General features: G+C 71.2%; 26 protein-coding genes, 1 other RNA gene and 1 riboswitch. Of the genes, 4 read left to right on the top strand and 23 right to left on the bottom strand.

The features are described from left to right. Window positions 1-23: 23 nt before the first annotated feature. The 4 genes from ACS3YM_RS12395 to ACS3YM_RS12410 all read right to left on the bottom strand — a co-directional run bounded on the left by ACS3YM_RS12395 (window position 24) and on the right by ACS3YM_RS12410 (window position 3260). Window positions 24-1778 (bottom strand): DEAD/DEAH box helicase, encoded by a 1755-nt coding sequence (locus tag ACS3YM_RS12395; protein WP_439939885.1) that lies wholly within the window; start codon window positions 1776-1778, stop codon window positions 24-26. A 20-nt stretch (window positions 1779-1798) separates the two neighbouring features. After that, complete coding sequence (locus ACS3YM_RS12400) at window positions 1799-2083, bottom strand: DUF3039 domain-containing protein (protein WP_439936734.1); 285 nt, start codon at window positions 2081-2083, stop codon at window positions 1799-1801. Window positions 2084-2106: 23 nt separating this feature from the next. Next, the gene (locus ACS3YM_RS12405; protein WP_439936735.1) at window positions 2107-2661 is read right to left on the bottom strand and encodes a YqgE/AlgH family protein; all 555 of its coding nucleotides are present in this window, start codon (window positions 2659-2661) and stop codon (window positions 2107-2109) included. Between the two features lie 74 nt (window positions 2662-2735). Beyond that, window positions 2736-3260, bottom strand: a complete 525-nt coding sequence (locus ACS3YM_RS12410) for a hypothetical protein (RefSeq protein ID WP_439936736.1) — start codon at window positions 3258-3260, stop codon at window positions 2736-2738. Window positions 3261-3398: 138 nt separating this feature from the next. Here ACS3YM_RS12410 and ACS3YM_RS12415 point away from each other — a divergent pair, with 138 nt between their 5' ends. Continuing rightward, entirely contained in the window at window positions 3399-4028 is a 630-nt protein-coding gene (locus ACS3YM_RS12415) for a TetR/AcrR family transcriptional regulator (protein ID WP_439936737.1), read from the top strand. Here the strand turns inward: ACS3YM_RS12415 and ACS3YM_RS12420 are convergent. The 3 genes from ACS3YM_RS12420 to ACS3YM_RS12430 form a co-directional block, all read right to left on the bottom strand. Further along, window positions 4012-5034, bottom strand: coding sequence for a DUF3048 domain-containing protein (locus ACS3YM_RS12420; RefSeq protein WP_439936738.1), 1023 nt, complete (start codon window positions 5032-5034; stop codon window positions 4012-4014). The two genes, ACS3YM_RS12415 and ACS3YM_RS12420, sit on opposite strands and share 17 nt — an antisense overlap. Window positions 5035-5124: 90 nt before the next feature. Further along, window positions 5125-5667 (bottom strand): C40 family peptidase, encoded by a 543-nt coding sequence (locus ACS3YM_RS12425; protein WP_439936739.1) that lies wholly within the window; start codon window positions 5665-5667, stop codon window positions 5125-5127. Between the two features lies 1 nt (window position 5668). Next, window positions 5669-5865, bottom strand: a riboswitch (cyclic di-AMP (ydaO/yuaA leader). Window positions 5866-6023: 158 nt separating this feature from the next. Beyond that, window positions 6024-6791, bottom strand: a complete 768-nt coding sequence (locus ACS3YM_RS12430) for an SDR family NAD(P)-dependent oxidoreductase (protein WP_439936740.1) — start codon at window positions 6789-6791, stop codon at window positions 6024-6026. An 86-nt stretch (window positions 6792-6877) separates the two neighbouring features. On the opposite strand from ACS3YM_RS12430, the gene ACS3YM_RS12435 reads away from it, so the two are divergent. Beyond that, window positions 6878-7945: a phosphatase PAP2 family protein gene (locus tag ACS3YM_RS12435; protein ID WP_439936741.1), complete on the top strand. Its 1068-nt coding sequence runs from the start codon at window positions 6878-6880 to the stop codon at window positions 7943-7945. 3 nt (window positions 7946-7948) lie between these two features. On the opposite strand, the gene ACS3YM_RS12440 is transcribed toward ACS3YM_RS12435, so the two are convergent. The 3 genes from ACS3YM_RS12440 to ACS3YM_RS12450 are packed head-to-tail and all read right to left on the bottom strand — an operon-like array spanning window position 7949 to window position 10109. Then, a complete protein-coding gene (locus ACS3YM_RS12440) occupies window positions 7949-9115 on the bottom strand; it encodes a hypothetical protein (protein ID WP_439936742.1) in 1167 nt (388 codons plus the stop codon). Window positions 9116-9166: 51 nt separating this feature from the next. Next, window positions 9167-9598 carry an HIT family protein gene (locus ACS3YM_RS12445; RefSeq protein WP_439936743.1) on the bottom strand — a complete coding sequence of 144 codons (432 nt, stop codon included), beginning with the start codon at window positions 9596-9598 and terminating at the stop codon, window positions 9167-9169. 40 nt (window positions 9599-9638) lie between these two features. Then, window positions 9639-10109: a nuclear transport factor 2 family protein gene (locus tag ACS3YM_RS12450; protein WP_439936744.1), complete on the bottom strand. Its 471-nt coding sequence runs from the start codon at window positions 10107-10109 to the stop codon at window positions 9639-9641. A gap of 571 nt (window positions 10110-10680) precedes the next feature. Between ACS3YM_RS12450 and ACS3YM_RS12455 the strand changes: the two genes are divergently transcribed. Then, entirely contained in the window at window positions 10681-11085 is a 405-nt protein-coding gene (locus ACS3YM_RS12455) for a hypothetical protein (protein WP_439936745.1), read from the top strand. A gap of 112 nt (window positions 11086-11197) precedes the next feature. Beyond that, complete coding sequence (locus ACS3YM_RS12460) at window positions 11198-11734, top strand: hypothetical protein (protein WP_439936746.1); 537 nt, start codon at window positions 11198-11200, stop codon at window positions 11732-11734. On the opposite strand, the gene ACS3YM_RS12465 is transcribed toward ACS3YM_RS12460, so the two are convergent. The 13 genes from ACS3YM_RS12465 to ACS3YM_RS12525 form a co-directional block, all read right to left on the bottom strand. Next, window positions 11722-13563 carry a BTAD domain-containing putative transcriptional regulator gene (locus ACS3YM_RS12465; RefSeq protein WP_439936747.1) on the bottom strand — a complete coding sequence of 614 codons (1842 nt, stop codon included), beginning with the start codon at window positions 13561-13563 and terminating at the stop codon, window positions 11722-11724. The two genes, ACS3YM_RS12460 and ACS3YM_RS12465, sit on opposite strands and share 13 nt — an antisense overlap. A gap of 39 nt (window positions 13564-13602) precedes the next feature. Next, the gene (locus ACS3YM_RS12470; RefSeq protein WP_439936748.1) at window positions 13603-13854 is read right to left on the bottom strand and encodes a DUF4242 domain-containing protein; all 252 of its coding nucleotides are present in this window, start codon (window positions 13852-13854) and stop codon (window positions 13603-13605) included. 110 nt (window positions 13855-13964) lie between these two features. Further along, complete coding sequence (locus ACS3YM_RS12475; protein WP_439936749.1) at window positions 13965-14657, bottom strand: type 1 glutamine amidotransferase domain-containing protein; 693 nt, start codon at window positions 14655-14657, stop codon at window positions 13965-13967. Window positions 14658-14801: 144 nt separating this feature from the next. Continuing rightward, window positions 14802-15172, bottom strand: a transfer-messenger RNA (tmRNA) gene (ssrA, locus tag ACS3YM_RS12480). Between the two features lie 69 nt (window positions 15173-15241). Then, window positions 15242-17008, bottom strand: a complete 1767-nt coding sequence (locus ACS3YM_RS12485) for a hemolysin family protein (RefSeq protein WP_439936750.1) — start codon at window positions 17006-17008, stop codon at window positions 15242-15244. 4 nt (window positions 17009-17012) lie between these two features. Then, complete coding sequence (locus tag ACS3YM_RS12490; protein WP_439936751.1) at window positions 17013-17894, bottom strand: amidohydrolase family protein; 882 nt, start codon at window positions 17892-17894, stop codon at window positions 17013-17015. Then, entirely contained in the window at window positions 17894-18373 is a 480-nt protein-coding gene (gene smpB, locus ACS3YM_RS12495) for an SsrA-binding protein SmpB (protein ID WP_439936752.1), read from the bottom strand. The genes ACS3YM_RS12490 and smpB overlap by 1 nt, the downstream gene beginning before the upstream one ends. A 31-nt stretch (window positions 18374-18404) precedes the next feature. Next, window positions 18405-19652, bottom strand: coding sequence for a M23 family metallopeptidase (locus ACS3YM_RS12500; RefSeq protein WP_439936753.1), 1248 nt, complete (start codon window positions 19650-19652; stop codon window positions 18405-18407). A 123-nt stretch (window positions 19653-19775) separates the two neighbouring features. Further along, entirely contained in the window at window positions 19776-20687 is a 912-nt protein-coding gene (gene ftsX / locus ACS3YM_RS12505) for a permease-like cell division protein FtsX (protein ID WP_439936754.1), read from the bottom strand. A 41-nt stretch (window positions 20688-20728) separates the two neighbouring features. Continuing rightward, entirely contained in the window at window positions 20729-21418 is a 690-nt protein-coding gene (gene ftsE, locus ACS3YM_RS12510; protein WP_439936755.1) for a cell division ATP-binding protein FtsE, read from the bottom strand. A gap of 54 nt (window positions 21419-21472) precedes the next feature. Beyond that, window positions 21473-22588 carry a peptide chain release factor 2 gene (prfB, locus tag ACS3YM_RS12515; protein ID WP_439936757.1) on the bottom strand — a complete coding sequence of 372 codons (1116 nt, stop codon included), beginning with the start codon at window positions 22586-22588 and terminating at the stop codon, window positions 21473-21475. 102 nt (window positions 22589-22690) lie between these two features. Beyond that, entirely contained in the window at window positions 22691-23506 is an 816-nt protein-coding gene (locus tag ACS3YM_RS12520; protein ID WP_439936758.1) for a hypothetical protein, read from the bottom strand. Window positions 23507-23698: 192 nt separating this feature from the next. Further along, complete coding sequence (locus ACS3YM_RS12525; protein WP_439936759.1) at window positions 23699-24481, bottom strand: hypothetical protein; 783 nt, start codon at window positions 24479-24481, stop codon at window positions 23699-23701. Window positions 24482-24496 lie beyond the last annotated feature (15 nt).

The following is a 24496-nucleotide window of genomic DNA, read 5'->3' on the forward strand; positions in this document are numbered from 1 at the left end:
GCCCCAGCATGGCAGGAACGGGGTCAGGACGACTGGCGCATCGCCCACTCGCGGATCCGGTTGATCCGCTCGCCGAGCTGGTCGGCGTTGGCGACCGCGGCCGGCGGGCCCCCGCACTCCTTGCGCAGCGCGGAGTGCGTGATGCCGTGGGCCTGCCCCGTCCGGTGGTGCCACGCGGCGACCAGGCCGTTGAGCTCACGGCGCAGCACGCCGAGCTGCTGGTGGGTGCTGAGCTGCTCGACGGAGTCGACCACCCGGTCCTCGCGGCCCTCGCTCTTCTGCCGGCGGGCGCGCTCGCTCTGCCGCGAGTGCAGCAGCTCGCGCACCTGGTCCGGCTCGAGCAGGCCGGGGATGCCGAGGAAGTCCATCTCCTCCTCCGACCCGGCGAGCACCTCGCCGGAGTGCCCGAACTGGGCGCCCTCGTAGAGGACGTGGTCGAAGGACGCGGTGGAGCCCAGCGCCTCCCACGACATCTCGAGCTCGTCGGAGGCTCCCTCGTCGGCGTTGGCCTGGGCGAGCAGGTCGTTCTCGGCGGCGAAGATGTCGTCCTCGTCGGTGACCCGGCGGCCCAGCACGTGGTCGCGCTGCGCCTCCATGTCGGAGGCGAACTCGAGCAGGTGCGGCACCGAGGGAAGGAACACCGACGCGGTCTCGCCGCGCGAGCGCGCGCGCACGAAGCGACCCACGGCCTGGGCGAAGAAGAGCGGCGTCGAGGTGGTCGTCGCCCACACCCCGACCGCCAGGCGCGGCACGTCGACGCCCTCGGAGACCATCCGGACGGCGACCAGCCAGCGCTTGTCCGACTCGGTGAAGGTCGCGATCTTCTTCGACGCGCCCTTCTCGTCGGAGAGCACGACGGTCGGTGACTCGCCGGTGATCTTCTTCAGCAGGCCCGCATAGGCGCGCGCGGTCTCCTGGTCGCTGGCGATGACCATCCCGCCGGCGTCGGGCACGTGGCGGCGTACCTCCGAGAGGCGCTTGTCGGCCGCCTCCAGGACCGCCGGCATCCACGACCCCTTGGGGTCGAGGGCGGTGCGCAGCGCGTGGGCGTGCATGTCCTTGGTGAGCGGCTCCCCCAGGCGGGCGACGATCTCGTCACCGGCCCGGGTGCGCCACTGCATCTCGCCGGAGTAGGCCATGAAGAGCACGGGACGCACGACGTGGTCGGAGAGCGCGTGGGCGTAGCCGTAGGTGAAGTCGGCCACGGAGGTCGGGATGCCGTCGTCGCCCGGCGCGTAGCGCACGAACGGGATCGGGTTGATGTCGGAGCGGAAGGGGGTGCCGGTCAGGGACAGGCGGCGGGCGGCGGGGTCGAAGGCCTCGCGGACACCCTCGCCCCACGACAGGGCGTCACCCGCGTGGTGGATCTCGTCGAGGATGACCAGCGTCTTGAAGCGCTCGGTGCGGATGCGCATCGCGAGCGGGTTGACCGCGACGCCCGCGTAGGTCACGGCGATGCCGACGTAGTCGTCGGAGGTTCGGCCCTTGCCGGCGGAGTAGGCCGGGTCGATCGGGATCCCGGCACGCGCGGCGGCCTCGGCCCACTGGGTCTTGAGGTGCTCGGTGGGCGCGACGACGGTGATCCGGTCGACGATCCGGCGGCTGAGCAGGTCGGCCGCGACGGTCAGCGCGAAGGTCGTCTTGCCGGCGCCGGGGGTCGCCACCGCGAGGAAGTCCTGCGGCTGGCGCGACTGGTAGAGGTCCATCGCGGCCTGCTGCCAGGCACGGAGGGAGGGCGCGGTGCCCCACGCGGCCCGGTCGGGCCATGCGGGAGGCAGCGGCGCTTCGGGGCGCCCCGTCACGCCTCGGGGCCCGAGCCGTCGGATCCGGAACCGTCGCCGCCGGGCTTCATGGACTCCCAGATCTCCTTGCACTCGGGGCAGACCGGGAACTTCTCCGGAGCACGCGAGGGCACCCACACCTTGCCGCAGAGGGCGATCACGGGGGTCCCCATGACCATCGCCTCGGTGAGCTTGTCCTTGGGGACGTAGTGCGAGAACCGCTCGTGGTCACCCTCGTCGGTCGGGACCGTCTGACGCTCTTCGATCGTCTGGGTGCCGGGCGAGAATCCGATGGTGCTCATGATGCTCAAGCCTAACGTGGATCTCAGTTCAGGTCGGGGTCGACGGGGCGGTTGACGTGCCAGGCGAGCATGCCCGGCTGGCGTCGCATCACGTCGCGGCGCAGGCCCTCGGGGTCGTCGCGGAACGGGTCGTCGGCCTGGCTGGTGACGACGTACCAGTCCTGGCGCTCCACCTCGCCGTCGAGCTGCCCGGCCCCCCAGCCTGCGTAGCCGGCGAAGACCCGCATCGCGCTGAGCGAGCCGTCGACCAGCTCGGTGGGGGTGTCGAGGTCGACCATGCCGATCAGTCCCGCCACCGGCCGCCAGCCCACGGGGGTGTCCAGGGGGTCACGGAGCCGGCCCACGGCCAGCGCCCCGTCGGTGCCGACCGGGCCGCCCCGGAAGAGGACCTCGGGCTCACCCACCACGTCGCGCCACGGCTCGAGGACGTCGGCCACGAGGACCTGGGACGGTCGGTTGAGCACCACCCCGAGCGCTCCCTCCTCCGTCACGTCGAGCAGCAGCACGACGGTGTCGACGAAGTTGGGATCCTGCAGTGCCGGCGTCGCCACCAGCAGCATCCCCGAAGCCAGCTGCATGCCTTCCACTATGGCCGATGGCGGCTCGCCGGCACACCACCCCGACGGGAGACCGGCAACTTCCTGCCCGGCGCTCAGGCAGCCAGTACGGCCTTGAGCCGCTGGACGAGCGACGGGGTCGCCGTGGTGCGTCGCACGGCGCCCGGGACGTACGACGTCCGCGCGGCGGCCTCGATGCTGCGGCCGACGCGGGCGGCTGCCTCCCCCGGTGCGCTGGCGCGCCCGGCCATCAGGGCGAGCATCTCGTGCTCCTTGCCCGTCGCGATCGCGACGGCGCGGGCCATCTCCGGGCTGGTCGGGCGGGCGACGTGGTGGTCGATGATCGCCCGGGTGCCGGGCATGTCCTCGGCGGCGTCGAGCCAGGCGAGGGCGACGGCGCCCTCGAGGTCGAGCGGCTGGTCTGCCAGCGTGCGCTCGACGTGGCCGGCGAGGCGGGTGTGCCAGCGCAGCTGCAGGGCGCCGAGCAGGGTGAGCTCGTCGCCGAAGGTGTCGGCGACGCCGTCGACGTCGAGCGGGAGGCGGCCGTCGAGCCGCTCGTCCGCGGTGCGGATCACCTCGCGGAGGACGTCTGCGCGACGGTGGTGGGTCGTCCAGGTCATGGCGGTCTCCTTCGGTTACATACCGACGGTACGTACCCTCAGTATGCCCAGCGCGACCGGCGTACCCAAGGACCGGGCGGGTGACTCGCCCCACAGCAATGGCCCGCCGTCCCACGACCCGGTCACTAGGCTGCCCGGATGATGAACCGGCGCCAGCGCTACTCGGCCTCCACCAAGCGTGCGCTCGTCGACGTGGCGGAGCGGCTCTTCACCGAGAACGGCTACACCGCCACCTCGCTCGACGCGATCGTCGCCGGCGCCGAGGTCACGAAGGGTGCGCTCTACCACCACTTCAGCGGCAAGCAGGCGATCTTCGAGGCCGCCTTCGAGCGCGTCGAGTCACGCGCGACGGCGGGCATCACCCAGGCGGCCGAGGGTCACCGCGACCCCTGGGAGAAGGCCCAGGCCGGCCTGCGCGCCTTCCTCACCGCGGTGCAGGAGCCGGCCTACCGCCAGATCGTCATCTCCGACGGACCCTCCGTGCTGGGCCACGAGCGCTTCCGCGAGCAGGAGGAGCGGTCGACCTACGCCATCGTCGACGAGATCGTGCGCGCGGTGCTGACCGCCGACGACCGGGACCTGGACGAGGACATGCTCGACACCTTCACCCGCATCTTCTTCGGGGCGATGTCCGCGGCCGGGGGCGCCGTCGCGGTGAGCGAGGACCCCGCGGCCGCGGCGGCCCGCGTGGAGACCGCTATCGGCGTCATCATGGCCGGCCTCCAGCAGCTGCTGGAGAGCGGCGCCGCCGCTACTTGGAGTACGTGAGGTTGCCGTTGACCGCCGGGACGAGCTCCACCCACACGTGGCCGGCAGGCACGGTGAGCTCGCCGCCCTTGGTGGCCAGCTCGATGTCGCCGGTCAGGCCGTCCTTGGTCCAGGTGCCCTTGACGACCCGTCCGCCGTGGAACAGCATCGCGGCGCCCTTGCCCTCGAACTTGGTCTCGGGCACCGGGTAGCCGGCGGGGTCGCGGTAGCCGGCGTCGCCGACCTTGACCCGCAGCACCAGCACGGAGTCGGCCGGGAACTGGTCGCCCTCCGCGGCGTACGAGTCGGTGTTGACGTAGCCGCCGCCCTGGTACTGCCAGGAGGTGGAGTGCGCGCCGAAGTCGGCGGTGAGGGTGCGCGCCTTGGCGCCCTTGGGCAGGTCGGCCTCGGTGCCCCACGGCAGGTAGGCCGGCGGCTCCTCCTCGGCCTCGAGTCCCTTGGAGATCTGGGACAGCCGGGCGAACAGGTTGTAGGGCGCCGAGCGGGAGGTCTCGCGGTAGACGCCGGCGTCGCCCTCGGTCACCCACGGGATGCCGGCGCCGTTGATCCGCTTGATGGTGATCTGTGCCGCGCCGCTGGTCACCACGGTGGCGCCCTCGGGCACGATGCTGATGTCGCTGGCTCGCATGGAGCGCACGGGTCCGATGTCGGCCGGGACCTTGGAGTAGTAGAAGGCCGCGAGCCGGGTGTAGCCACCCTCGACGAGCTCCTCGACGACGAGGTCAGCGGAGCCGAGGCCCACCTGCGGGGCGCTGGAGGAGGTGTTGTCGACCTTGGTGACGATCACCGGGTGCCGGGGTGCGTCGCCCGTGCGCTCGAGACCGGTGAGCGGCCAGTACGCCGGCTCCGGCGGCTCGCTCGTCTCCGAGGAGGTCGGCTCGGACGGCGCGGACTCGCTGGGAGCCTCCTCGTCGTCCCCGCCGCCACAACCGGCGAGGAGCAGCGAGGCCGCGACGAGCGTGGCGACGACTGCCTTGGACGAGGACGGGTGAAGACGGTGACGCACGGGGGAGCTCCGATCCAGCGGGGGGTCTGGCACTGCCTTGCAGTGTGAGGGCGCGCCTTCCTCGATGGAGGAAGGCGCGCCACAGGGTAGCTACCGGCGCAGGGTGCCGCCGAACCAGCGCGACGTCCACGGCACGGCGACCTGGACGCTCTCGCCCGATCCGGGCGAGTGGACCATCACGGCGTGGCCGTGCGACCACTTGAGGAAGATCGCGGCGTGGTAGACGCCGCCGCTGCCGTAGAAGAACATCAGGTCGCCGGGGCGCATCGCCTTCTTGCCGATCCGGCGGGCGAAGCCGGCCTGGGCACCTGACGTGCGCGGGACGTCGAAGCCGGCGCGCCGGTAGCTGTAGAAGATGAGGCCCGAGCAGTCGAAGCGCTCCGGACCGGCACCGCCGTAGGCGTAGGCGTCGCCGCGCTGGCGCATGGCGGTGTCCTTGGCGCTGACGACCCGGTTGCTGACCCGCCTGGCCGCGGTGCGGGCCTGGGTCTTGGAGGTCGTCGTGGTGGTCTGCTGGGTGTCACCGTCACCGGAGGCGGCGGAGGCCGGGAGGACTGTCATCGTCGACGCGGTGACGCCCAGTCCGGCGAGCGCGAGCGCGCAGGCTCGCGCCGTGCGAGAAATCGCAGGCATGGTTGTTCCTTTCCCACGCCTGTGAGGTGAGCTGTCGGATTAGGGCTGGAAAGTGCCCCGCCACCGTGCGGTGGCTTCACCCCGAGCCGGCATGTGCGGGAGGCACGAGCCGGCAGTGGAACCTGTGGGTCCCCCACTCCTGCCCTCGAACGATCTCGGGGGACGTCCCGGCCGGGCAGGACTCGGCGTAGTCCGGGACGGTGTTTCGTACACGAATCGGTCGGCGCCAGCAGGCGGGCCCGAGCCGTCCTGTGGGTGCATCGACCGCCCACCACCGTGGCAGACGACGGCGGCGCTCGCAAATGCAGGACGGCACTGACACTGCATCACTGCAGGTCAGGGCCGTGATGTCGGTCTCAGCCGAGCTTGCGCCCACCGTCGACGTAGAGCGTCTGGCCTGTGATGAAGGACGCATCGTCGCTGCAGAGGAACGCAGCCGCGGCGGCGATGTCCTCGGGCTGGCCGACGCGGCGTACGGGGGTCGCCTCGGCGTTGACGCGCTGCAGCTCCTCGGGCTCCATCTTGAGCCGGCGCGCGGTGGCGTCGGTCATCTCGGTGACGATGAACCCCGGGGCGATCGCGTTGGCGGTGATGCCGAAGGGGCCGAGCTCGATGCCGAGCGTGCGGGTGAGGCCCTGGATCCCCATCTTCGCCGCGGAGTAGTTGGCCTGGCCGCGGTTGCCCAGCGCGGAGACGCTGGAGAGGTTGAGGATCTTGCCGTACTTCTGCTCCACGAACCGCGACTGCGCGGCCTTGGTCATGTTGAAGACGCCCTTGAGGTGCACGCCCATCACGACGTCCCAGTCGTCCTCGGTCATCTTGAAGAGCAGGTTGTCGCGGGTGACGCCGGCGTTGTTGACGAGGATGTGGATCCCGCCCAGCTCGTCGACCACGCGCTGCACGGCAGCCTCCGCCGCGGCCGAGTCCACGACGTCGCAGCCGATGCCGACGGCCTTCGCACCCTCGGTGAGCTCGAGACGACCGGCCGCGTCCTGGGCGGCGGACTCGTCGAGGTCGAGGATCGCGATCGAGGCACCCTCGGCGGCGAAGCGCTGGGCGATGCCGAACCCGATGCCTCGGGCTGCTCCGGTGATGACGGCGACACGGCGGTCGAAACGGCCCATGGGAACTCCTGGCGCTCGAAGTGAAAATCGGTGAAGGATCTGCGCCTCGCAGGCTACCCAGCCGTCAGGCTGGATACGGTGGGGGGATGGGCCGGAGGGATTTCAGGGCCGCCGCGGTCGTGGCGGTCGGGATGGCCATGGCCGCTGCCCTGGTCGCGTGGACGCAGCACCTGCCGCTCCGCGACCCCGACGGGGCGTCGCTGCCGACGTGGTTCCGGCTGCCGGTGATCGTCGCGTCGGCGGTCGCGCTCGACATCCTCGCCCGCTGGGCGGTGCTGGTCCGCGCCGGCGGCTGGGCCGGGCGTACGGCCCTCCGGTCGGTGCTGGTCGAGCGGTGGAACCGCGAGCAGATCTGGTTCACCGTCAGCGGGCTCGTCACCTGGTACGTCGCCTATGTCGCCTTCCGCAACCTCAAGAGCTACGTCCCCTTCGTCACCGACCGCATCGCCGACGGCGAGCTCGCCAAGCTGGACCGGATCCTGTGGCTCGGCCACGACCCGGCCGTCCTGCTGCACGACGTGCTCGGCACGACGTGGGCCAACTGGGCGATGGCCGCGGTCTACCTGATCTGGATCGGCCTGGTGCCCGCGAGCCTGGCGATCGCGCTGGTGTGGACGCGCCGGTCGTCGTACGGCGCGTGGTACGTCACCGCGGTCTCCGTCGACTGGTGCCTGGGTGTGATCCTCTACTACATCGTCCCGTCGTTGGGCCCCACCTACTCCTCCCCCGAGTGGTTCTCCTCCCTGCCGCGCACCCCCAACAGCGCGGTGCGCGACCTGCTGCTCTCGGACCGCATCAAGGTCCTCTCGGGACCGTGGGACACCAGTGCCGTGCAGACGATCGCGGCCTTCGCGTCCCTGCACGTGGCCGTGATGATGACCATCTGCCTCACCGTGACCGCCATGCGGCTGCCGCTGACGATCCGGGTGGCGAGCTGGACGTTCCTGGCGCTGACGTGCGTGGCCACCATCTACCTGGGGTGGCACTTCTACGTCGACGTCGTCGCGGGCTTCGGAGTCGGTGCGGCGGCCTTCGTGCTGGCCGCGAGGGCGACGGGCAACCCGTTGCGACGGCGCGCGGAGCCGTGGACCTTCCGGGCGGCCCTCGACGTGCCGGCGCCCGCCGGGGCCGACCGGCTCAGCGGTCACCGCTGACGCTCACCAGATCCAGGACCGCACCTCGGTCGCGGCGAGCGCCTCGCGCCAGGCCTCGTCACGACCCAGCCGGGTCAGGACCGTCTCGACCCGCGCGACGGGGTCGAACAGCGTCAGCGCCGCCCGCTGCCGGGTGGAGTCGCACTCGGGCTTCTCGTGGGTGAGCACCAGGTCGTCGCCCCGGGTAGCGACCAGGGTCAGCGGTCCCTCGAGGCCGGGCACCGGCACCCTGCGGACCTTGCCCGCAGCCGTCTGCCGGGTGAGGAAGGCGCCGCCGCAGCCGTCGTAGGACTCGAACCACGAGCGTCCCTGCACGACGCGCACGTCACCGTCGTCGAAGACCCCGTCGCGCGGCCTGAGGGAGTGGCGGATCCCCAGCGGCGACGAGGTCCCGTCGAGGTCGACCAGGCGCAGCTGCGAGCCGCGGCGCGTGCCGCAGGTCGCCACGACCGAGTCGGCGTCGGACCACCGGCGGGGAATGCAGGAGCCGGGCGTGTCGACGACGGTGCTGGTGCGGGCGGCCAGGTCGGTGACCCGCCACCGGTCCCGGTCGCCGGTGACGAGGGTGGTGCCGTCGATCGAGGTGAGCGCGGTCCCGTCGCCGCGCGCCGGGAGCGACGTGCGTACGCCGTCCCAGGTGACGGTCGCGACCCGGCCGGAGCGGTGCTCGGTGCCGTAGGTCGTCATCAGCACCCCGGAGCCGTCGGGCGCGAGGGCGAAGGTGCTGCCGCGCCTCGGCGCCGGCATCTCGTGCGTCTCGCCGGTGGTGACGTCGTACGCCACGAGCTGGTCGCCGTCCCGGCCGAGCGAGACCCGCAGCAGCGCGGTGTGCATCTCAGGGCGCCAGTCGGCGATGAGGAAGTCGCCGAGGTACCAGCCCCGCCGCGACTCCCTGACCTGCACGGAGTACACGGGGTGGCGCACGCCGTCGGGCGTGATCACCTCCAGCGAGCGGGCCAACCCGGTCGCGTCGCGCTCCTCGAAGCGGCCGCGCGTGACCACGGCGATCGTGGAGTCCGCGCCGAGCTGGTCGACGGTGACGGTCGCGGTCGTGGGCACCGGCGGCGTGACGCGGTGCTCCGTCTGTGCCGCGGCGGGCGGCGTGACTGCGAGTCCGGTGGTGAGCAGTGCGGTGGCAAGGCCCGAGAAGATGCTCCGGCGAGTGGTCATGAGTCCCCCTGTCTGCCAGTGGAGACGCTTCGGGGGCGGGCTTGGTTGCTCCTACGCCCCGTCGAGCGCGGCGCGCAGCTTCTCGGCGTACGCCGCCGCCTCGCCGTCGGCGTACTTCGTGCGTGGCCAGAAGAAGCCCCGCAGCCCGTCGCCCTTGGTGCGCGGCACGACGTGGAGGTGGAGGTGCGGCACCGACTGGCTCACCGTGTTGTTGACCGCCACGAAGGAGCCCTGCGCGCCGAGGCCCTGCTTGACGGCTGTCGCCAGCTGCTGCGCGGCCGCCAGGAACGCGTCGCGCAGCTCGGCCGGCAGGTCGGGGAGCGTGTCGACGTGGACCCGCGGTACCAGCAGGACGTGGCCCTTGAACACCGGCCTCGCGTCCAGGAAGGCCACCAGGTCGTCGGTCTCGAGCACGACGTGCCCGTCGACCACGCCGGCGATGATCCGGCAGAAGACGCAGTCGGGCTGGGCTTGGGTGTCCATGGAGGTAGCGTCCCACCCCCGCCAGGCTGGAGAACCGAGCTCAGAGACCGAGCTCGGTGAGGCCGGGGTGGTCCGCGGGTCGGGGCCCTGGCCGATCCCAGTGGAACAGCCGGTCGGCGTCGCTGATCGCGACGTCGTTGATGCTGGCGTGCCGTAGCCTCATCAGCCCGTGCTCGTCGAACTCCCAGTTCTCATTGCCGTGCGACCGGAACCACTGACCACCCTCGTCGTGCGACTCGTAGACGAACCGGACGGCGATCCGGTTGTCGGTGTGGGCCCAGACCTCCTTGATCAGCCGGTAGTCGAGCTCGCGGACCCACTTCTGCTGCAGGAACGCAACGATCTCCTCGCGGCCCTGCACGAAGGTGTCCCGGTTGCGCCATCGGCTGTCGGGTGTGTACGCCAACGCGACCCGCTCGGGGTCGCACGTGTTCCACGCATCCTCGGCAGCACGTGCCTTCTGGGCAGCGGTCTCCGCGGTGAAGGGCGGAAGGGGTGGTCGTTCGTCCATCGGATCATCCTCTCGCCAGATCGCTGGGGCGCCGCAAGAAGCCTGACGCAGGACGCCTCGGCATTGGTCGCTCTTACGTTCGAAAATAGTTCTCCACAGATGCGTCTGGGCAGGTCAGAGTGTCGGTGGTGTGGTCTAGCGTTGTCCGTATGAGCACCGCCCTCCTCCCCGACCTCGACGCAGCCGGCCTGCTGGCCGCGGCGGGCGCCGCGGTGCGGGAGCGTCGACTCGCCGAGGTCCGTGACCTCGAGGTCCTCGCCCAGTGGGCGGCCGTGCACTCCACCGACCCGACCGAAGGGCCCGACGCGGCCCACGCCCGACGGATCGGTGACGTGCTGGTCCACCCCGGCGGGCAGGGCACCCCGGGCGTGCAGGACTTCTGCCTCGGCGAGATCGCCCTGGCCCGCGGCACCGGGGTCACCGCGACCCACAACGCGCTGGCCGACGTGCTCGACCTGCAGCACCGACTCCCCCGCACCTGGACCGTGCTCTGCTCCGGGCAGGCCGAGGTCTACATCGCCCGCCGCATCGCCAAGGCCTGTCCCGACACCTCCCGGCCGACCGGATCGGGGTGGTCGACACCGCCGTCGCCCGGGTCATCGCCCACGAGGCCGGCGGGCGGGTGCTGGCCGTCGCGGAGGCGAAGATCATCGAGGCCGACCCCGCCCTGCACGACGAGCGCGTCGAGGCCGAGAAGGCACGGCGCTACGTCACCTCCAGCCGCACCGACGAGTTCGGCCTGCGCACCGTCATCGCCCGCGTCGAGGCCGGCGACGCGGTCTGGGTCGAGGCCACCATCGCCCGGGTCGCGGAGATCCTCGCCCCCACCCACCCCGACACCGGACCCGACGCGCTCCGAGCGATCGCGTTCGGCTACCTCGCCCGCCCCGCCGAGCTCCTCCAGGCTCCTCCTCGAACACACCGAGCACCCCGAGCCGGCCGATCCCGACCTCGACCTCGACCTGCCTGCCGATGAGGCAGCGGTTGACGAGGAGGAGACCGAGGTCGCGAGCCGGGCGACCGCCTTCCCCGCCGACCTCCTCGACGCCCTGCGGTCCGTCGACCTCACGCCGCTGGCACCCCAGGCCGTGCTCTACGTCCACCTCCACGAGGCCGCCCTCACCGGCGCGGATGCCGTCGCCCGGGCCGAGGACCTCGGCCCCGTCGCGCTGTCAGCACTCTGCTCGCTGCTCGGCCGCACCCGGCTCACCGTCCGCCCGGTCCGCGACCTCTCCTCACGCGTCAGGTCGACCGCCTACGAGCACCCCGAAGCCCTCAAGGAACAGACCTACCTCCGCACCGCCGGCGACTACTGGCCCTACGCCACCTCCACCAGCCGCCGCGTCGACTACGACCACCCCACCCCCTACGACGACACCGGCCCACCCGACCCCCAGCACCCGCAGACCGGGTCCCACAACTCCGGCCCCCTCGGCCGACGACACCACCGCTGGAAGACCCACGCCGGCCACAGATCCCGCCAGTGCGGCGACGCACGCTACGTCTGGCTCACCCCCCACGGCCTCGCCTTCCTCGTCGACCACCTCGGCACCCACCCCATCCACCCCGACCAGGCCCAACAGATCTACGACGCACCACCCGGAGTCGACCTCTACTTCACCTGAGGCAGGACAGTTGGGTCCGGCTGCACCAGTCGCTGCAGCACCGGGTTGTCGATGTCTGCAGCGAGCAGCGCTGCCGCCGACGCGTCGCCGGTGTTGCCCAGGGCGGCGGAGTGCACCATGGCCCGGACGGTCAGCTCGCGCATCCCGGTCCGTGACGTGAGGGCGGACATGTCCTCGATCCAGGCCCGGGTGCCGGGGTGGGCGTGGCGTCGACCGAGCTCGCACAACGCGTCGAGGATGTGCGCCTCGAGCCAGACGTAGGGATCGGCCAGGCGGCTGGCACGGGCGCGTGCGTCGAGCAGGGTCGTGAAGGCCCGCTTGCTGTCGCCGCCTGCCTCGGCCACGAGCGCGAGGCCACGCTCGGCCATGCCCTCCCAGCATGGGTCGCCGAGCTGGCAGGCTCGGGCGAAGGCCTGCTCGAGCGTCTCCCCTGCCTGCGCCGGGTCCTCGCGCGCGAGCTGGACCTCCCCCTGGAGCGCCTGCGGCCACGGGAGGAACGACAGCCAGTGCTGGCGCTGCGCGAGGAGCACGGCCTCCGTCAGGAGCTCGTCCGCTCGGTCGACCTCCCCCCGCACCAGGTGGAGCCGGCCCAGCATGGCGAGCGTGTACGCCTCTCGCCGGGGCTCGCCGGCCTCGCGGGACAGCCCGAGCGCGTCGTGGAGCAGGACGAGGGCCTGCGGATAGCTGCCGCGGTCGCTGTGCACGGAACCCAGGTAGGTGCTGGCCTTCGCCTGCACCGCCGGCTGCCCCTCGGCGAGGGCGAGGCTCTCGGTCAGCCACAGCTCGGCCCGGTCGTAGCGGCCCCGCAGGAAGTCGACGTAGCCGAGCTCCGCACGCGCCTGGGCAGATCCGACCGTGTCGCCCTCCTCGAGCGCGAGCCGGTCGGCCTCGTGGAGGTGGGCCAACCCCTCCTCGTCCAGGCCCCTCAGGGAGTGGATCAGTGCCTCCGCCAGCACCTCGCGCGACCTCACCCGGAGCCGTACCGTGCGACCGGCGTCGGCGAGCCGGACCGCGCTTCGCAGCGAGGCGATGCCGGGTTCGGTTGCCCCGGCGGCGATCGCGGCCATGCCCGCCTCGACGGCGGCCTCGATGGAGGCGTCGGTCGGCACCCCCGTCCGTTCGCGGCGCCGCTCGCGCATCGCGGCCGCGACGGCGCTGCCCGGCGCGATGCCCAGCTCGGCGTCGAGCAGGTCGGCCCACGCGGCGTACTGCTCCTCGGCCGCCGCGTCGTCGCCAGCCAACCGGTACAGCCGGATGAGCAGTGCCTGGTGGTTCTCGTCGAGGGGGCTCATCGCAGCCGCTCGTACGGCGAACCCCCGCGCGCGGTCGAGCGCCCCTCGGGCCACGAGGCCCACCGCTGCCTCGTGCAGCACGCTCTCCGCGGCCGCGGCGAGACGACGGCGCTCGGAGAGCAGCCAGGACTCGAAGGCCATCGTGCCCCGCGGCGCGACACCGTCGAGCAGCTCGGCGTCCAGACCGGCCACCTCGACCGCCTTTGCCCAGGGCGAGCGGGTGAGCGTGAGGACGTCCACGGCGGATCCGTCCGGGAGCTGGAGCACCACCGGGTCCCCGCCGAGCGAGGCGGCCCCGCCGAGACCGCGACGGATCTCGGCGAGGCTCCACCGCAGCGCCCGCAGCGGGTCGTCCGCCTCACTGAACAGCAGGCCCACCAGCTGCCCCCTGGTGGGGGCGACGTCGCTGAGCAGCAGATAGGCGAGCAGGGCCCAGCTCTTCCGGCTGCGCAGGCGGTACGCCGCCCCGTCCGACCTCTCGATGCTCGGCCGACCGAGGAGCCGGATGCTCGGCGCCCCGTGCTCCTGCTCGGCCATGAGGTCAGGGTCGCACAGGAGGTGCGGCGCCAGACAGCGTCACGAGTGCTCGCTGACGGCGTAGATCTCGTCGGCGACGAGGCCGTGCGCCTCGCGGTGCACCGTGTGGGCCGCCTCCGCGTCGGGGGCCTCGACGAGGCAGAAGATCTTGCCCGCCTCCTCGTCGACCCAGTAGCGCAGGTAGTCGACCCCGTAGGCCGCCTGCGTCGCGAGGTCGGCCTGGTGCGCCGCGGCGACGTCTGCGGCGGAGACTCCGCCTTCGAGGGTGTGGGTGTCCATGAACAGTGCCATCTCTGCTCTCCATCGGTTGTCGGCCGACGCGGTCGTCGGTCGGGTGGCCTCAGGCAACACCCGCTGCGTGTGACGCGACGTTTGACGCCGCAACGCAGCCCGGCGCTGGTCTACAGCAGTCCGACGACCTTCTGCGCAGCCTCGGCGCTCGACGCCGGGTTCTGACCGGTCACCAGCTTGTCGTCGACGACCACGAAGGGTGCCCACGGCTCGCCCGAGGAGAAGGTGGCGCCGGCCTCGCGCAGTCGGGACTCCAACAGCCAGGGAGCCTTGTCGGCGAGCCCGGCCTGTTCCTCCTCCGCGTCGGTGAAGGCGGTCAGGTTGCGCCCGGCGAAGAGCCAGGAGCCGTCGGCGCGCTTGGCCGGCAGGAGACCTGCCGGGCCGTGGCAGACCGAGGAGACGACCTTGCCGCCGTCGAGCATCGTCACGAGGATGCGGCCGAGGTCGTCGTCGACGGCGAGGTCCTCCATCGGGCCGTGGCCGCCCGGCACGAAAACGGCGTCATAGGAGTCGAGGTCCACGTCGGCGAGGACCAGGGTCGACTCGAGCCGGGGCGCGAGCTCGTCGAGGGCCTTGCGCTGCTTCGCCGACTCCTCCTCGCCGATCGTGTCCGGGGCCAGGCTGCCCTCGTCCACGACGGGGGTCCTGCCGTCGGGGCTGGCGAGGTCGACGTCGATCCCGGCGTCGGCGAACACCTGCAACGGGGACAGCAGCTCCTCGGCCCAGAAGCCGGTCGGGTGCTTGGTCCCGTCGGTGAGGGTCCAGTGGTCGGAACCGGTCAGGACGAACAAGATCTTCGGCACGGGGGGACTCCTCGAGTTCGGGGCGCGGACGCCGTACGGCGCCTCCCCCGACGCTACCGACGAGGTGGTCGGGCCCCGATGCAATCGCACGAGAGCCGCCCCGACGGGTGTCGGAGCGGCTCTCGTTCAAGAGGGCGCGTGCGTGCGTGGAGCTGCGGGGAATCGAACCCCGGTCCTCGAGCGTCGATCCAGGTCTTCTCCGGGTGCAGTCAGTGCTGTCGCTTTTCTCGGCCCCGGCGCTCGCACAGACACGTCGCCGACAGGCCCAGTCAGGATTGAGTCCCGATCACCCCTCCTGACAGAGAGTGATCAGCAAGTCTCCTAGATGAGGCCTGGGTCCGGGACGGAGACGGATGCCCGGTCAGACCCTTCGATCACTGCTCAGGCAGCGAGAGCGAAGTCGTTGCGCTCAGAGTTGGCAACTATAGGTTTCCAGCGGACGTTTACGAGATGACGCTGGCTTCTCGACCCGCTTCCCCTGGAACTAACGTCCCAAGTCGAAACCGATCAGCCCCTCTTGTGTTGTCAAGCAGACCCGAGCCTGCGACTCCAGTCTAGTGGGATCAACCGACATCCCGCGAACGCTATTCCCTCACGCGCAGCGGTGCGGAGTGCCAGGCACCGTCGTCGAGGTGCCAGAGCTGGCGATCGGCGCCGGTCGGTACGTCGGACGGCGGGGTGGAGCGGTCGTAGTCCAGGCCGGCCGCGGCGACGGCCTTGGTGTGCCGGCTCCAGGCGGAGCGGTACTCACGCTCGATCTCCGCTCTCTGCTCCGCGGTCGCGTCCGGAGGGAAGACCATGGCCTCCGCCGGTGCCGACGGCTCCGCCGGGTCCACCGAACCGTCGGGCGAGATGGCGAACACGCGCTCGTTGGTCGCCCGGTGGCCCGCCCGGACGAGCAGGGTGCCGTCCTTGCGCCAGCGGAAGCGCACCGACCAGCCGTGGCCCCACAGGTGGCCCGCCCGTCGCGCAGCCACGGCGTCGTCCGGCAGGAACAGGCCCCAGCGCGAGAAGTAGGCGGCGAAGGCATCCTGCTGCGCGGTCGTTCCCGACCCTGCCGGGGAACCGCCCTCCGGGGGCGCGCCCGCGGCCGGCGCGTGCAGGCGTACGCGCGTGATGCGGTGCCCGTCGACCTCGGCCACCTCCAGCACGTGCTCCTCGACCTCCACCCGGTCCCCCACGTCGGCCATCCGGGCGAGGCGGTGCAGCACGAAGCCGGCGACGGTCTCGTAGGGGCCGTCCGCCAGCTCGACGCCGGTGCGCTCGCGGAACTCCTCGATGGTCAGGCCGGCGTCGATCGTCGCCGGGTCGACGGACGCGGCGACCTGGGCGTCACGGTCGTACTCGTCCTCGATCTCGCCGACCAGCTCCTCCATGAGGTCCTCGAGGGTGACGATGCCGTCGGTGCCGCCGTACTCGTCGACCACGAGCGCGATGTGCGCGCCGAGGCTGCGCAGCTGGTCGATCGACGGCAGCACGCGGTTGGTGCGCGGCAGCACCGGCAGGTCGCGGGCGAGCTCGGCGACGGTGGTGGTGTGGTCGTCGGCGCGCCCGAGGACGTCGCGCAGGTGGAGGTAGCCGAGGACCTCGTCGAACGACGTGCCGGTGACCGGGTAGCGGGTGTAGGGCTGCTCGACGATGACGGCCACCGCCTCGGCCAGGCTGAGGCTGCCCTTGAGGAAGACCACGTCGCCGCGCGGCTTCATCACCTCGCTCAACGAGCGGTCGCCGGCCTCGAAGACGTCGTCGACGATCTTGCGCTCGCCCTCGGGGATGTCCTCGTGGCCCGAGATCATCATCCGCAGCTCTTCCTCGTCGACGTCGTCGCCGGCCGCGTGCGGGTTGCCGCCGAGCAGGCGCACCAGCGCGTCGGTCGAGATCGAGAGCAGCCAGATCACCGGCGTCATCACGGTCGCGAAGTGGCCCAGCGGGGGCGCGAAGAGGCGGGCCACGCCCACCGACCGCTGCAGGGCGAGGCGCTTGGGCACGAGCTCGCCGAGCACCAGCGACAGGTAGGACACGACGAGGGTGGTGACGACCAGGGAGACGGTGTCCGGGGCCGGCACACCCAGGCTCTCGAAGGCCGGCGCGAACGACGGCGCGAGCGTGGAGGCGCCGAACGCGGCGGAGAAGAACCCCGCCACGGTGACCCCGATCTGCACCGCGGAGAGGAACCGGTTGGGGTCGCGGGCGAGAGCGGCTACCGCGTGCCCGCGTCCACCCTGGCTCTCCAGCTTGTCGACCTGGGCGGCGCGCAGCGAGACGAGGGCCAGCTCGGTCGCGGCGAAGACGCCGCCTGCCAGGATGAAGGCGAGGACGAGCAGGACGTCGATCCAGGTTCCGGATGGCACGCCGTCACCGTAGCGAGCGGTCCCCCAGCAGGGCAGCCGTGCTGTCCCAGCACACCGCCCGCAGCCACTCCTCCCCCAGGTCCAGCCGCGCGAGCGCGTCGAGCTGGTCGCCGTAGGGGTAGGGGATGTTGGGGAAGTCGCTGCCCAGGTGCACCTTGCCGGCCAGTCCCAGGTCGCGCAGCCGCGGCAGCAGCTCGGGCGGATAGGCGCCGCCCATCTCCTCGAAGAACGGCGTGAAGGCCATCGTCGTGTCGAGCGCGACCCGCTCGTGGGTCTCGGCGAGGCGCAGGAAGTCGGCGTACTCCGGCGCACCCGCGTGCGCGATCACCAGCCGCAGCCGCGGGTGCCTCGCCAGCAGCGCGGCGACGGGACCGGGGCCCGTGTGCTCGGTGGGCACGGGTCCGCTGCCCGCGTGCAGCACGACCGGCGTCCCCGTCTCGGCGACGAGGCCCCATGCCTCGTCGAGCAGCGGGTCGGTGACGGTGAACGAGCCGACCTGCACGTGCACCTTCCACACCTCGACGCTCTCCGAGCGGGAGGCGACGTACGCCGTCACGCCGGGCTCGGGGAAGAAGGTGCCGCACACCGCCGCCTCGGGCACCCGCTCTGCGAAGCCGGCGGCCCAGTCGTTGAGGAACTCGGCCATGGCGGGCTTGTGGGCGTAGGGCAGCGCGGTGAAGCGGCGTACGCAGAAGGAGCGCAGCGTCTCGACCAGGGCGTCGTCCTCGTCGCGGTAGTGCAGCGGCCACGCCCGACCGATGAGCGGCCCGGCGCCGTCGAACTGCGCGCGCACCTTGGCCATCACGCGCGGCGGCAGGAAGTGGGTGTGCAGGTCCATCAGGCCGGGAAGGCCGAGCCCCTCGGCGAACGACCTCGGATCGACCATCAGTCGCGGTGACCCTTGAGCCGGCGCTGGACCGCCTCCACCTTCTCGCGGTTGGCCGTGCGCTCGGCGAGCGTGTGCCGCTTGTCGTAGGACTTCTTGCCCTTGGCGAGGGCGATCTCGACCTTGGCGCGGCCGTCCTTGAAGTAGAGCGAGAGCGGCACGATCGTGTAGCCCTTGTCGGTGATCTTGCGCTCGATCTTGTCGATCTCGGAGCGGTTGAGCAGCAGCTTGCGGCGGCGGCGGGCGGCGTGGTTGGTCCACGTGCCCTGGCTGTACTCCGGGATGTGCACCCCGAGCAGCCACGCCTCGCCGTTCTCGATCTCGGCGAAGCCGTCGACGAGGGAGGCGCGGCCCTGCCGCAACGACTTCACCTCGGTGCCCATGAGGACGAGCCCGGCCTCCCAGGTGTCCTCGATGTGGTAGTCGTGGCGGGCCTTCTTGTTCTGCGCGACCATCTTCTGGCCCTGCTCCTTCGCCATGGAGACATCCTCTCAGGCGGAGCCAGCGGGACTAAAACCAATTCATCGGGTCGACGGCCTGGCCGTTGACCATCACGGTGAAGTGCAGGTGGCAGCCGGTCGACCAGCCGGTGCTGCCCTCGTAGCCGATGACCTGGCCCTCGGAGACCTGGTCGCCCACGCCGACGTTGTAGCTGGTGGCGTGGTTGTAGATCGTGGCGACGCCGCGACCGGCCAGGGCGCCGTGGTCGATGATGAGGCGGTTGCCGTAGACGCCGCTGAAGTACGACGACACGACCCGGCCGGGCGCCGCGGCGCGCAGCGGAGTGCCGCAGCCGCCGCCGAAGTCGACACCGTCGTGCAGGCCCCAGTAGTGGTAGATCGGGTGGATGCGGTAGCCGAAGGGCGAGGTGACGTAGCCGTCGACCGGGTGGGCCAGCAGGCCCGACGTCGGCCCGCCGGTCTGGGACCGGGCGTGGGCCCGGGCCTGTGCCCGGGCGCGGCGCAACGCGGCCAGGGCCCGCTTGCGCAGCATCTCCTCGATCCGGTCCTGCTCCTTCTTGAGCTTGCGGAGCTTGGCGACGTCCTTGGCCCGGGCCGCGCGTGCGTCGACGCGGGCGTCACGGCGCTCGACGACCAGGGACACGACCGAGTCCTTGGCGGCCTGCTGCTCGGTCTCGAGCTCTTGCATCAGGGCGAGGTGGTCGGCGGCGGCCTCCCGCTTGGCGGCGACGTCGTCGCGAGCGTCGGAGACCTGCCGCTCCTGCACCTCGAGGAGCACCTCGGCGGCCTTCAGCTCGTCGTACGCCCGGCCCTCCTGGCCCACGATGACGTCGCGCACGCCGTCGCGGCGGGTGAGCTCCTCGGTGCTGTCGGCATCAAGCAGCGACGAGAAGGCGATCAGCTCGGGGTCGCCCTCGGCGTACATGTCGGCGACGGTGCTGGCGACCTTCTGGCGCTGGGTCTCCCGGTCGATCTTGCCCTGGGCCAGCGCGGCCTCGGCGGTCGCGAGCTCGGCCTCGGCGGCGGCGAGCTCAGCCTGCATCTCGGCGTCGCGCTCCTGGGCGACCGCCACCCTGCCGCGCGCGGTCGCGAGCCGGGTCTTGGCGACCGACAGCTGGTCCTGGGCGGCAGCGAGCCGGGCGGCGGCCTTCGTGAGCGCGGCGCTCGACTCGCCGAGGTCCTTGGTCGCACCCTTCAGCTGGCGCTCGACTTGGTGCTTCTTGTCCTTGAGGTCGTCGGCCTGCGCCGAGGGGACCGTGGAGACGCCCAGGGCCATGACCACGGCGAGCGCGGCCATGCGGCGATGAGCGGTACGGGGGAAGGTACGCACCGGGGGAAGCCTTTGCGTTGGGGAAGCGGGGAAGGGTTTGCCCTCCCGGGCCGAGACCCGGGCAGACGCCTAGACGCTAACCCCCGCGGGTCAGACTTTGAGGTATTTCCGCGTCAGCACGAGTGTCGGGAGCAACGTCAGCAGCGGACCCAGGATCGCGACGGACGCCGCAGCGAGCCAGAACTCGTCCCAACCGATCCACGGGACGAACTTCAACCGGTTCTGGCTGATCTCGTCGATGCCGAAGTACATGAAGCCCCACAGGGCCGCGCCGGCCAGCGCCACACCGATGAGCGCGGTGACCAGCGCCTCGAGGAGGAAGGGCAGCGCGATGTAGAGCGTCGAGGCGCCGACGAGCCGCATGATGCCGATCTCCTTGCGGCGCGCGAACGCGGCCAGGCGGATCGTGTTGGCCACCAGCAGCAGCGCCGCGAACACGAGGAACGCCGCCGTGCCGAGCGCGACCCACTGCAGCATGTTGATGGACTCGAGGATGGGCGCCACCTGCTCGCGCATGTCGCGCACCTTGGACACCCCGTCGAGGCCTTGGACGGCGCTGGTGATGCCTTCGTACTTCTCCGGGTCCTGCAGCGTGATCCAGATCGTCTGCGGCATGTCCTCGGCGGTGATCGCAGGGTTGTCCCCCGAGAACAGCTCGTCGCCGTAGAGCTCGCGCGCCTTGTCGAGGGCCTGCTCGCTGGACTCGAAGTGGAAGTCCGCGACCTCGGGGTTGTCCTCCACCACCGCGGAGATCTCGGTCTTCTGCGCGTCGGTGACCGCGTTGGGGCACACCGCGCTGCTGTCGTTGGCCCGGCACAGGTAGACGGTGATCTGGAGCTGGTTGCCCCAGTGGTCGGCTGCCTTGGCGGCCTGCTGGTTGAACAGCACGCCGATGCCGACCAGCGTCAGGGAGACGAACAGGGTCAGCACCACCGCGAGGTGCATGGACAGGTTGCGCCGCAGTCCCTGACCGAGCTCGGAGTAGACGTAGCGAAGCTGCATGGAGGGGAGGCTCTCGATCTGTCGGGGAGATCCGGGGGTGGTCAGTTCTGGTGGCCGTAGACGCCCTGCGCCTGGTCGCGCACGACGTGGCCGTTCTCGAGCTCGATGACGCGCTTGCGCATCTGGTCCACGATGCTCGAGTCGTGCGTGGCCATCACCACTGTCGTACCGGTGCGGTTGATCCGGTCGAGCAGCTTCATGATGCCGACCGAGGTGGTCGGATCGAGGTTTCCGGTCGGCTCGTCGGCGATGAGGATCATCGGCCGGTTGACGAACGCGCGCGCCACGGCGACGCGCTGCTGCTCGCCACCGGACAGCTCGTCGGGCATCCGGTCGCCCTTGCCGCTGAGGCCGACCAGCTCCAGCGTCTCCGGGACGACGTCCTTGATCTCCTTGCGCGACTTGCCGATCACCTGGAGAGCGAAGGCGACGTTCTCCGTCACGGTCTTGTTGGGCAGCAGCCGGAAGTCCTGGAAGACGGTCCCGATGTCGCGGCGCAGCCGCGGGACCTTCCAGCTCGCGAGCCGGTTGATCTCCTTGCCGGCGACGTAGACCCGACCCGTGGTGGGGCGGTACTCCCGGAGCACCAGCCGCAGGAAGGTCGACTTGCCGGATCCCGAGGAGCCCACGAGGAAGACGAACTCCCCCTTCTCCACGTCGACCGAGATGTTGTCGAGCGCGGGGTGGGGGTGGCCGGGATAGGTCTTGGTGACCTTCTCGAAGCGAATCACGGCGTCGAGGCTACGTGAGGGGTGGGAGGGAAGCCGAAAGCCCGCGCGCCCCGCTCAGGCGTCGACCTTCTCAGCGCCGCGGCGCCAGCGGATGCCGGCCTCCATGAAGTCGTCGAGGTCGCCGTCGAAGACCGAGGACGGGTTGCCGGACTCGTGGCCGGTCCGCAGGTCCTTGACGATCTGGTAGGGGTTGAGGACGTAGTTGCGCATCTGGTCGCCCCAGCTGGCGGCCACGTCGCCCTTGAGGTCCTTCTTGAGCGCGGCTTCCTCGGCCTTCTTCTTCGCGAGGAGCTTGGCCTTGAGCACGACCATCGCGGACGCCTTGTTCTGCAGCTGCGACTTCTCGTTCTGGCACGACACCACGATCCCGGTGGGGATGTGCGTCAGGCGCACGGCGGAGTCGGTGGTGTTGACCGACTGGCCGCCGGGGCCGCCGGAGCGGAAGACGTCGGTGCGGATGTCGTTCTCGTCGACCTCGATCTCGTCGGTCTGCTCCAGGACGGGCACGACCTCGACCGCGGCGAACGAGGTCTGGCGGCGGCCCTGGTTGTCGAACGGACTGATCCGCACGAGGCGGTGCGTGCCGGCCTCCACGGAGAGGGTGCCGTAGGCGTAGGGCGCGTGGATGGCGAACTCGGCGGACTTGATGCCCGCCTCCTCGGCGTAGGAGACGTCGTAGACCTCGACGCCGTACTTGTGCTGCTCGGCCCAGCGCGTGTACATCCGCATGAGCATCTCGGCGAAGTCGGCGGCGTCGACGCCACCGGCGCCGGAGCGGATGGTGACGATCGCCTCGCGCTCGTCGTACTCCCCCGACAGCAGGGTGCGGATCTCGAGCGACTCGACGGACTTCTTGATCCGCCCCAGCTCGGCCTCGGACTCGGCCAGCGTGTCGGCGTCGCCCTCCTCCTGGGCCATCTCGACCATCAGGCCGAGGTCCTCGATGCGGGCCTCCAGACCGGTGAAGCGATCGAGCTCACCCTGGAGCGCGGACAAGCGGCCGGTGATGCGCGTCGCGCTCTCCACGTCGTCCCAGAGGTCGGGAGCAGCGACCTGCTCACCGAGGTCGGCGACCTCGCCGCGCATCTTGTCCAGGTCGAGGACCTGACCGATGGTCTTCATGGTCGCCCGGAGCTGCTTGATCTCTGCGTCGAAGTCGATAGCTGCCACGAGAGCCAAGCCTACGGGCACCACTCCCGTGACGCCCGATCGGCCGCTCCACGCCCGTCGGCATGGAGCGGCCGATCCGATCTCACCCGGTCCCACCCGGCGTCACTCGAGGGTGAGCACCTCCGGCGACCCGACCGCGACATAGCCCGCTGGGGTGCCGCTCGAGCTGAGGTCGAAACGGATCCGGAAGGCGTTGGTCACGTCGATGACCCGGTCTCGGTCGATCGAGCCGGTCCCCAGGTCCACCGACCAGGCCGGCGCGCCGTCCACGGTGACGGCGACTCTGCCCGTGGCCCCAGTGGCGGAGGTGTCGGTCAGGGCGAACGACGCCCGGAGGCTGCGCGCCTTGCGACCGAGGGTGTACTCGATGTGCCCGGGCTTGCCCGCGACAGTGTTCACGATGCTGCCGTAGTAGCTGACGGTGCCGAACTGCGGGTAGCCGTAGGCGACCCCGCTGTTGGCGCCGTACGCACGCTCGATGAGCGGCTGCCAACGCCACACCTCGAGCCGCAGCTCCCGGCTCGTGCCGGCCTTCAGGCCATCGGACGCGGGCTTCACCACGCGGTAGAAGCGGACCCCGGCCACCGTGGGAGAGTCCTTCAGGACGAACCGGCCACTGGCCTTGACCCGGGCCTGACCGGACTTCTTCCAGCGGTTCCTGCCGTCGAGGCGCTGCTGCAGGAGCACGACCTGGCCGACGGCACGGGGCCTGACACTCCCGGTGATGCGGACTGCGGCCTCGTCAGAGATCACCTCGGACTTGTCGATCCTCGCGGTGACGGAGTAGCTCGGAGCCCGATCGGCGACAGAGGTGACGGGACCGGCCGACGCCGGGCCTCCCGTCGTGGTGATGGTGGTGAGTGCGGCGACCGGAGCGAGCGCGACGAGCGCGGCAGCGGCAACCATGGAGCGTTGCATGGCACGAACCCCCTTGTTCGATGGTTGTTCCCCCTCCTCACATCGTGTCGGGACCACGCGTGCTCGGGCAGGGGCGTTGGCCCTGTCCGCGAGGGTCGATCGGCGCGGCCGAGAGGCGTACGAACGAAGCAGCGGCGGACACTCCCGGGCCTGTGAGTCCGGTCGTGCCCGCCGCTGCGGATCAGGTGCGCGTCAGCGCGTGCAGAGCACCTCGGGGGTGGCCACGGCGGTCACGGCTGCCGGGGTCGCGGACGAGGTGAGGTCGAACTTGAGGCGGAACGTGTCGGTCAGGTCGATGACCTCGTCGGCCACGACGGCGCCGACGGTCAGCGCGTGGTTGGCGCGGACCTCACCGTCGGTGGAGACCACCACGGCACCGGTCGAGCCGCTCGCGGACTGGTCGGTCAGGGCGTACGACGCGCGCAGCGACAGGCACTTGCGGCCGAGGGTGTACTCGATCGAGGACGCCGTCCCGGACACGTTGCTCACCAGGCTGGCCGTGTAGTAGTCGGTGGCGATGGTCGCGCCGGTGACGTTGAGGTTCGTCATCGGGCCCGACGCGCGGTAGCCGAGCTTGGACCAGGAGTAGACCTCGACGGCCAGGGCCTTGCTGATGCCCTTGGCGAAGCCGTTGGAGGCGGGCTTGACGACGCGGTACTCGCGCGGGCCCGGCGTCGACGGGGTGTCCTTGAGGACGTACGTGCCGTTGGCCTTGATCTTGGCGGTGCCGGTGGCCTTCCACGACTTCTTCTTGCCGACGCGCTGCTGCAGGGTGACCTTCTGGCCGGCCGCCTTCGGGGTGACCTTGCCCCTCACCTTGAGCTTGGTCTCCTTGCCGATGGCGACGGTGTTGTTGATCTTGGCGGTGACCTTGTACGCCGTGGCCTTGGCCGGCGCGGCGGTGGTCGGGGCCGCGAGGGCGAGCGTGCTGGCCGCGAGCGTCGCGGTCGCGACGAGGGCAGTGAAGCGGTTCATGAGAGTTCCCCAGTG

The sequence above is a fragment of the Nocardioides sp. N13(2025) genome, from assembly GCF_051912545.1.
Classification (GTDB): Bacteria; Actinomycetota; Actinomycetes; order Propionibacteriales; family Nocardioidaceae; genus Nocardioides.

Coding starts and splice junctions, on each gene's coding strand:
- ACS3YM_RS12435 (WP_439936741.1), top strand. CDS start 6,878: ATGGGCCGGAGGGATTTCAGGGCCGCCGCGGTCGTGGCGGTCGGGATG.
- ACS3YM_RS12410 (WP_439936736.1), bottom strand. CDS start 3,260: ATGACCTGGACGACCCACCACCGTCGCGCAGACGTCCTCCGCGAGGTG.
- ACS3YM_RS12425 (WP_439936739.1), bottom strand. CDS start 5,667: ATGCCTGCGATTTCTCGCACGGCGCGAGCCTGCGCGCTCGCGCTCGCC.
- ACS3YM_RS12445 (WP_439936743.1), bottom strand. CDS start 9,598: ATGGACACCCAAGCCCAGCCCGACTGCGTCTTCTGCCGGATCATCGCC.
- ACS3YM_RS12430 (WP_439936740.1), bottom strand. CDS start 6,791: ATGGGCCGTTTCGACCGCCGTGTCGCCGTCATCACCGGAGCAGCCCGA.
- ACS3YM_RS12465 (WP_439936747.1), bottom strand. CDS start 13,563: ATGGCCGAGCAGGAGCACGGGGCGCCGAGCATCCGGCTCCTCGGTCGG.
- ACS3YM_RS12490 (WP_439936751.1), bottom strand. CDS start 17,894: ATGGTCGATCCGAGGTCGTTCGCCGAGGGGCTCGGCCTTCCCGGCCTG.
- ACS3YM_RS12500 (WP_439936753.1), bottom strand. CDS start 19,652: ATGGCCGCGCTCGCCGTGGTCATGGCCCTGGGCGTCTCCACGGTCCCC.
- ACS3YM_RS12405 (WP_439936735.1), bottom strand. CDS start 2,661: ATGCAGCTGGCTTCGGGGATGCTGCTGGTGGCGACGCCGGCACTGCAG.
- ACS3YM_RS12525 (WP_439936759.1), bottom strand. CDS start 24,481: ATGAACCGCTTCACTGCCCTCGTCGCGACCGCGACGCTCGCGGCCAGC.
- ACS3YM_RS12470 (WP_439936748.1), bottom strand. CDS start 13,854: ATGGCACTGTTCATGGACACCCACACCCTCGAAGGCGGAGTCTCCGCC.
- ACS3YM_RS12450 (WP_439936744.1), bottom strand. CDS start 10,109: ATGGACGAACGACCACCCCTTCCGCCCTTCACCGCGGAGACCGCTGCC.
- ACS3YM_RS12520 (WP_439936758.1), bottom strand. CDS start 23,506: ATGCAACGCTCCATGGTTGCCGCTGCCGCGCTCGTCGCGCTCGCTCCG.
- ACS3YM_RS12415 (WP_439936737.1), top strand. CDS start 3,399: ATGATGAACCGGCGCCAGCGCTACTCGGCCTCCACCAAGCGTGCGCTC.
- ACS3YM_RS12440 (WP_439936742.1), bottom strand. CDS start 9,115: ATGACCACTCGCCGGAGCATCTTCTCGGGCCTTGCCACCGCACTGCTC.
- ftsX (WP_439936754.1), bottom strand. CDS start 20,687: ATGCAGCTTCGCTACGTCTACTCCGAGCTCGGTCAGGGACTGCGGCGC.
- ACS3YM_RS12400 (WP_439936734.1), bottom strand. CDS start 2,083: ATGAGCACCATCGGATTCTCGCCCGGCACCCAGACGATCGAAGAGCGT.
- smpB (WP_439936752.1), bottom strand. CDS start 18,373: ATGGCGAAGGAGCAGGGCCAGAAGATGGTCGCGCAGAACAAGAAGGCC.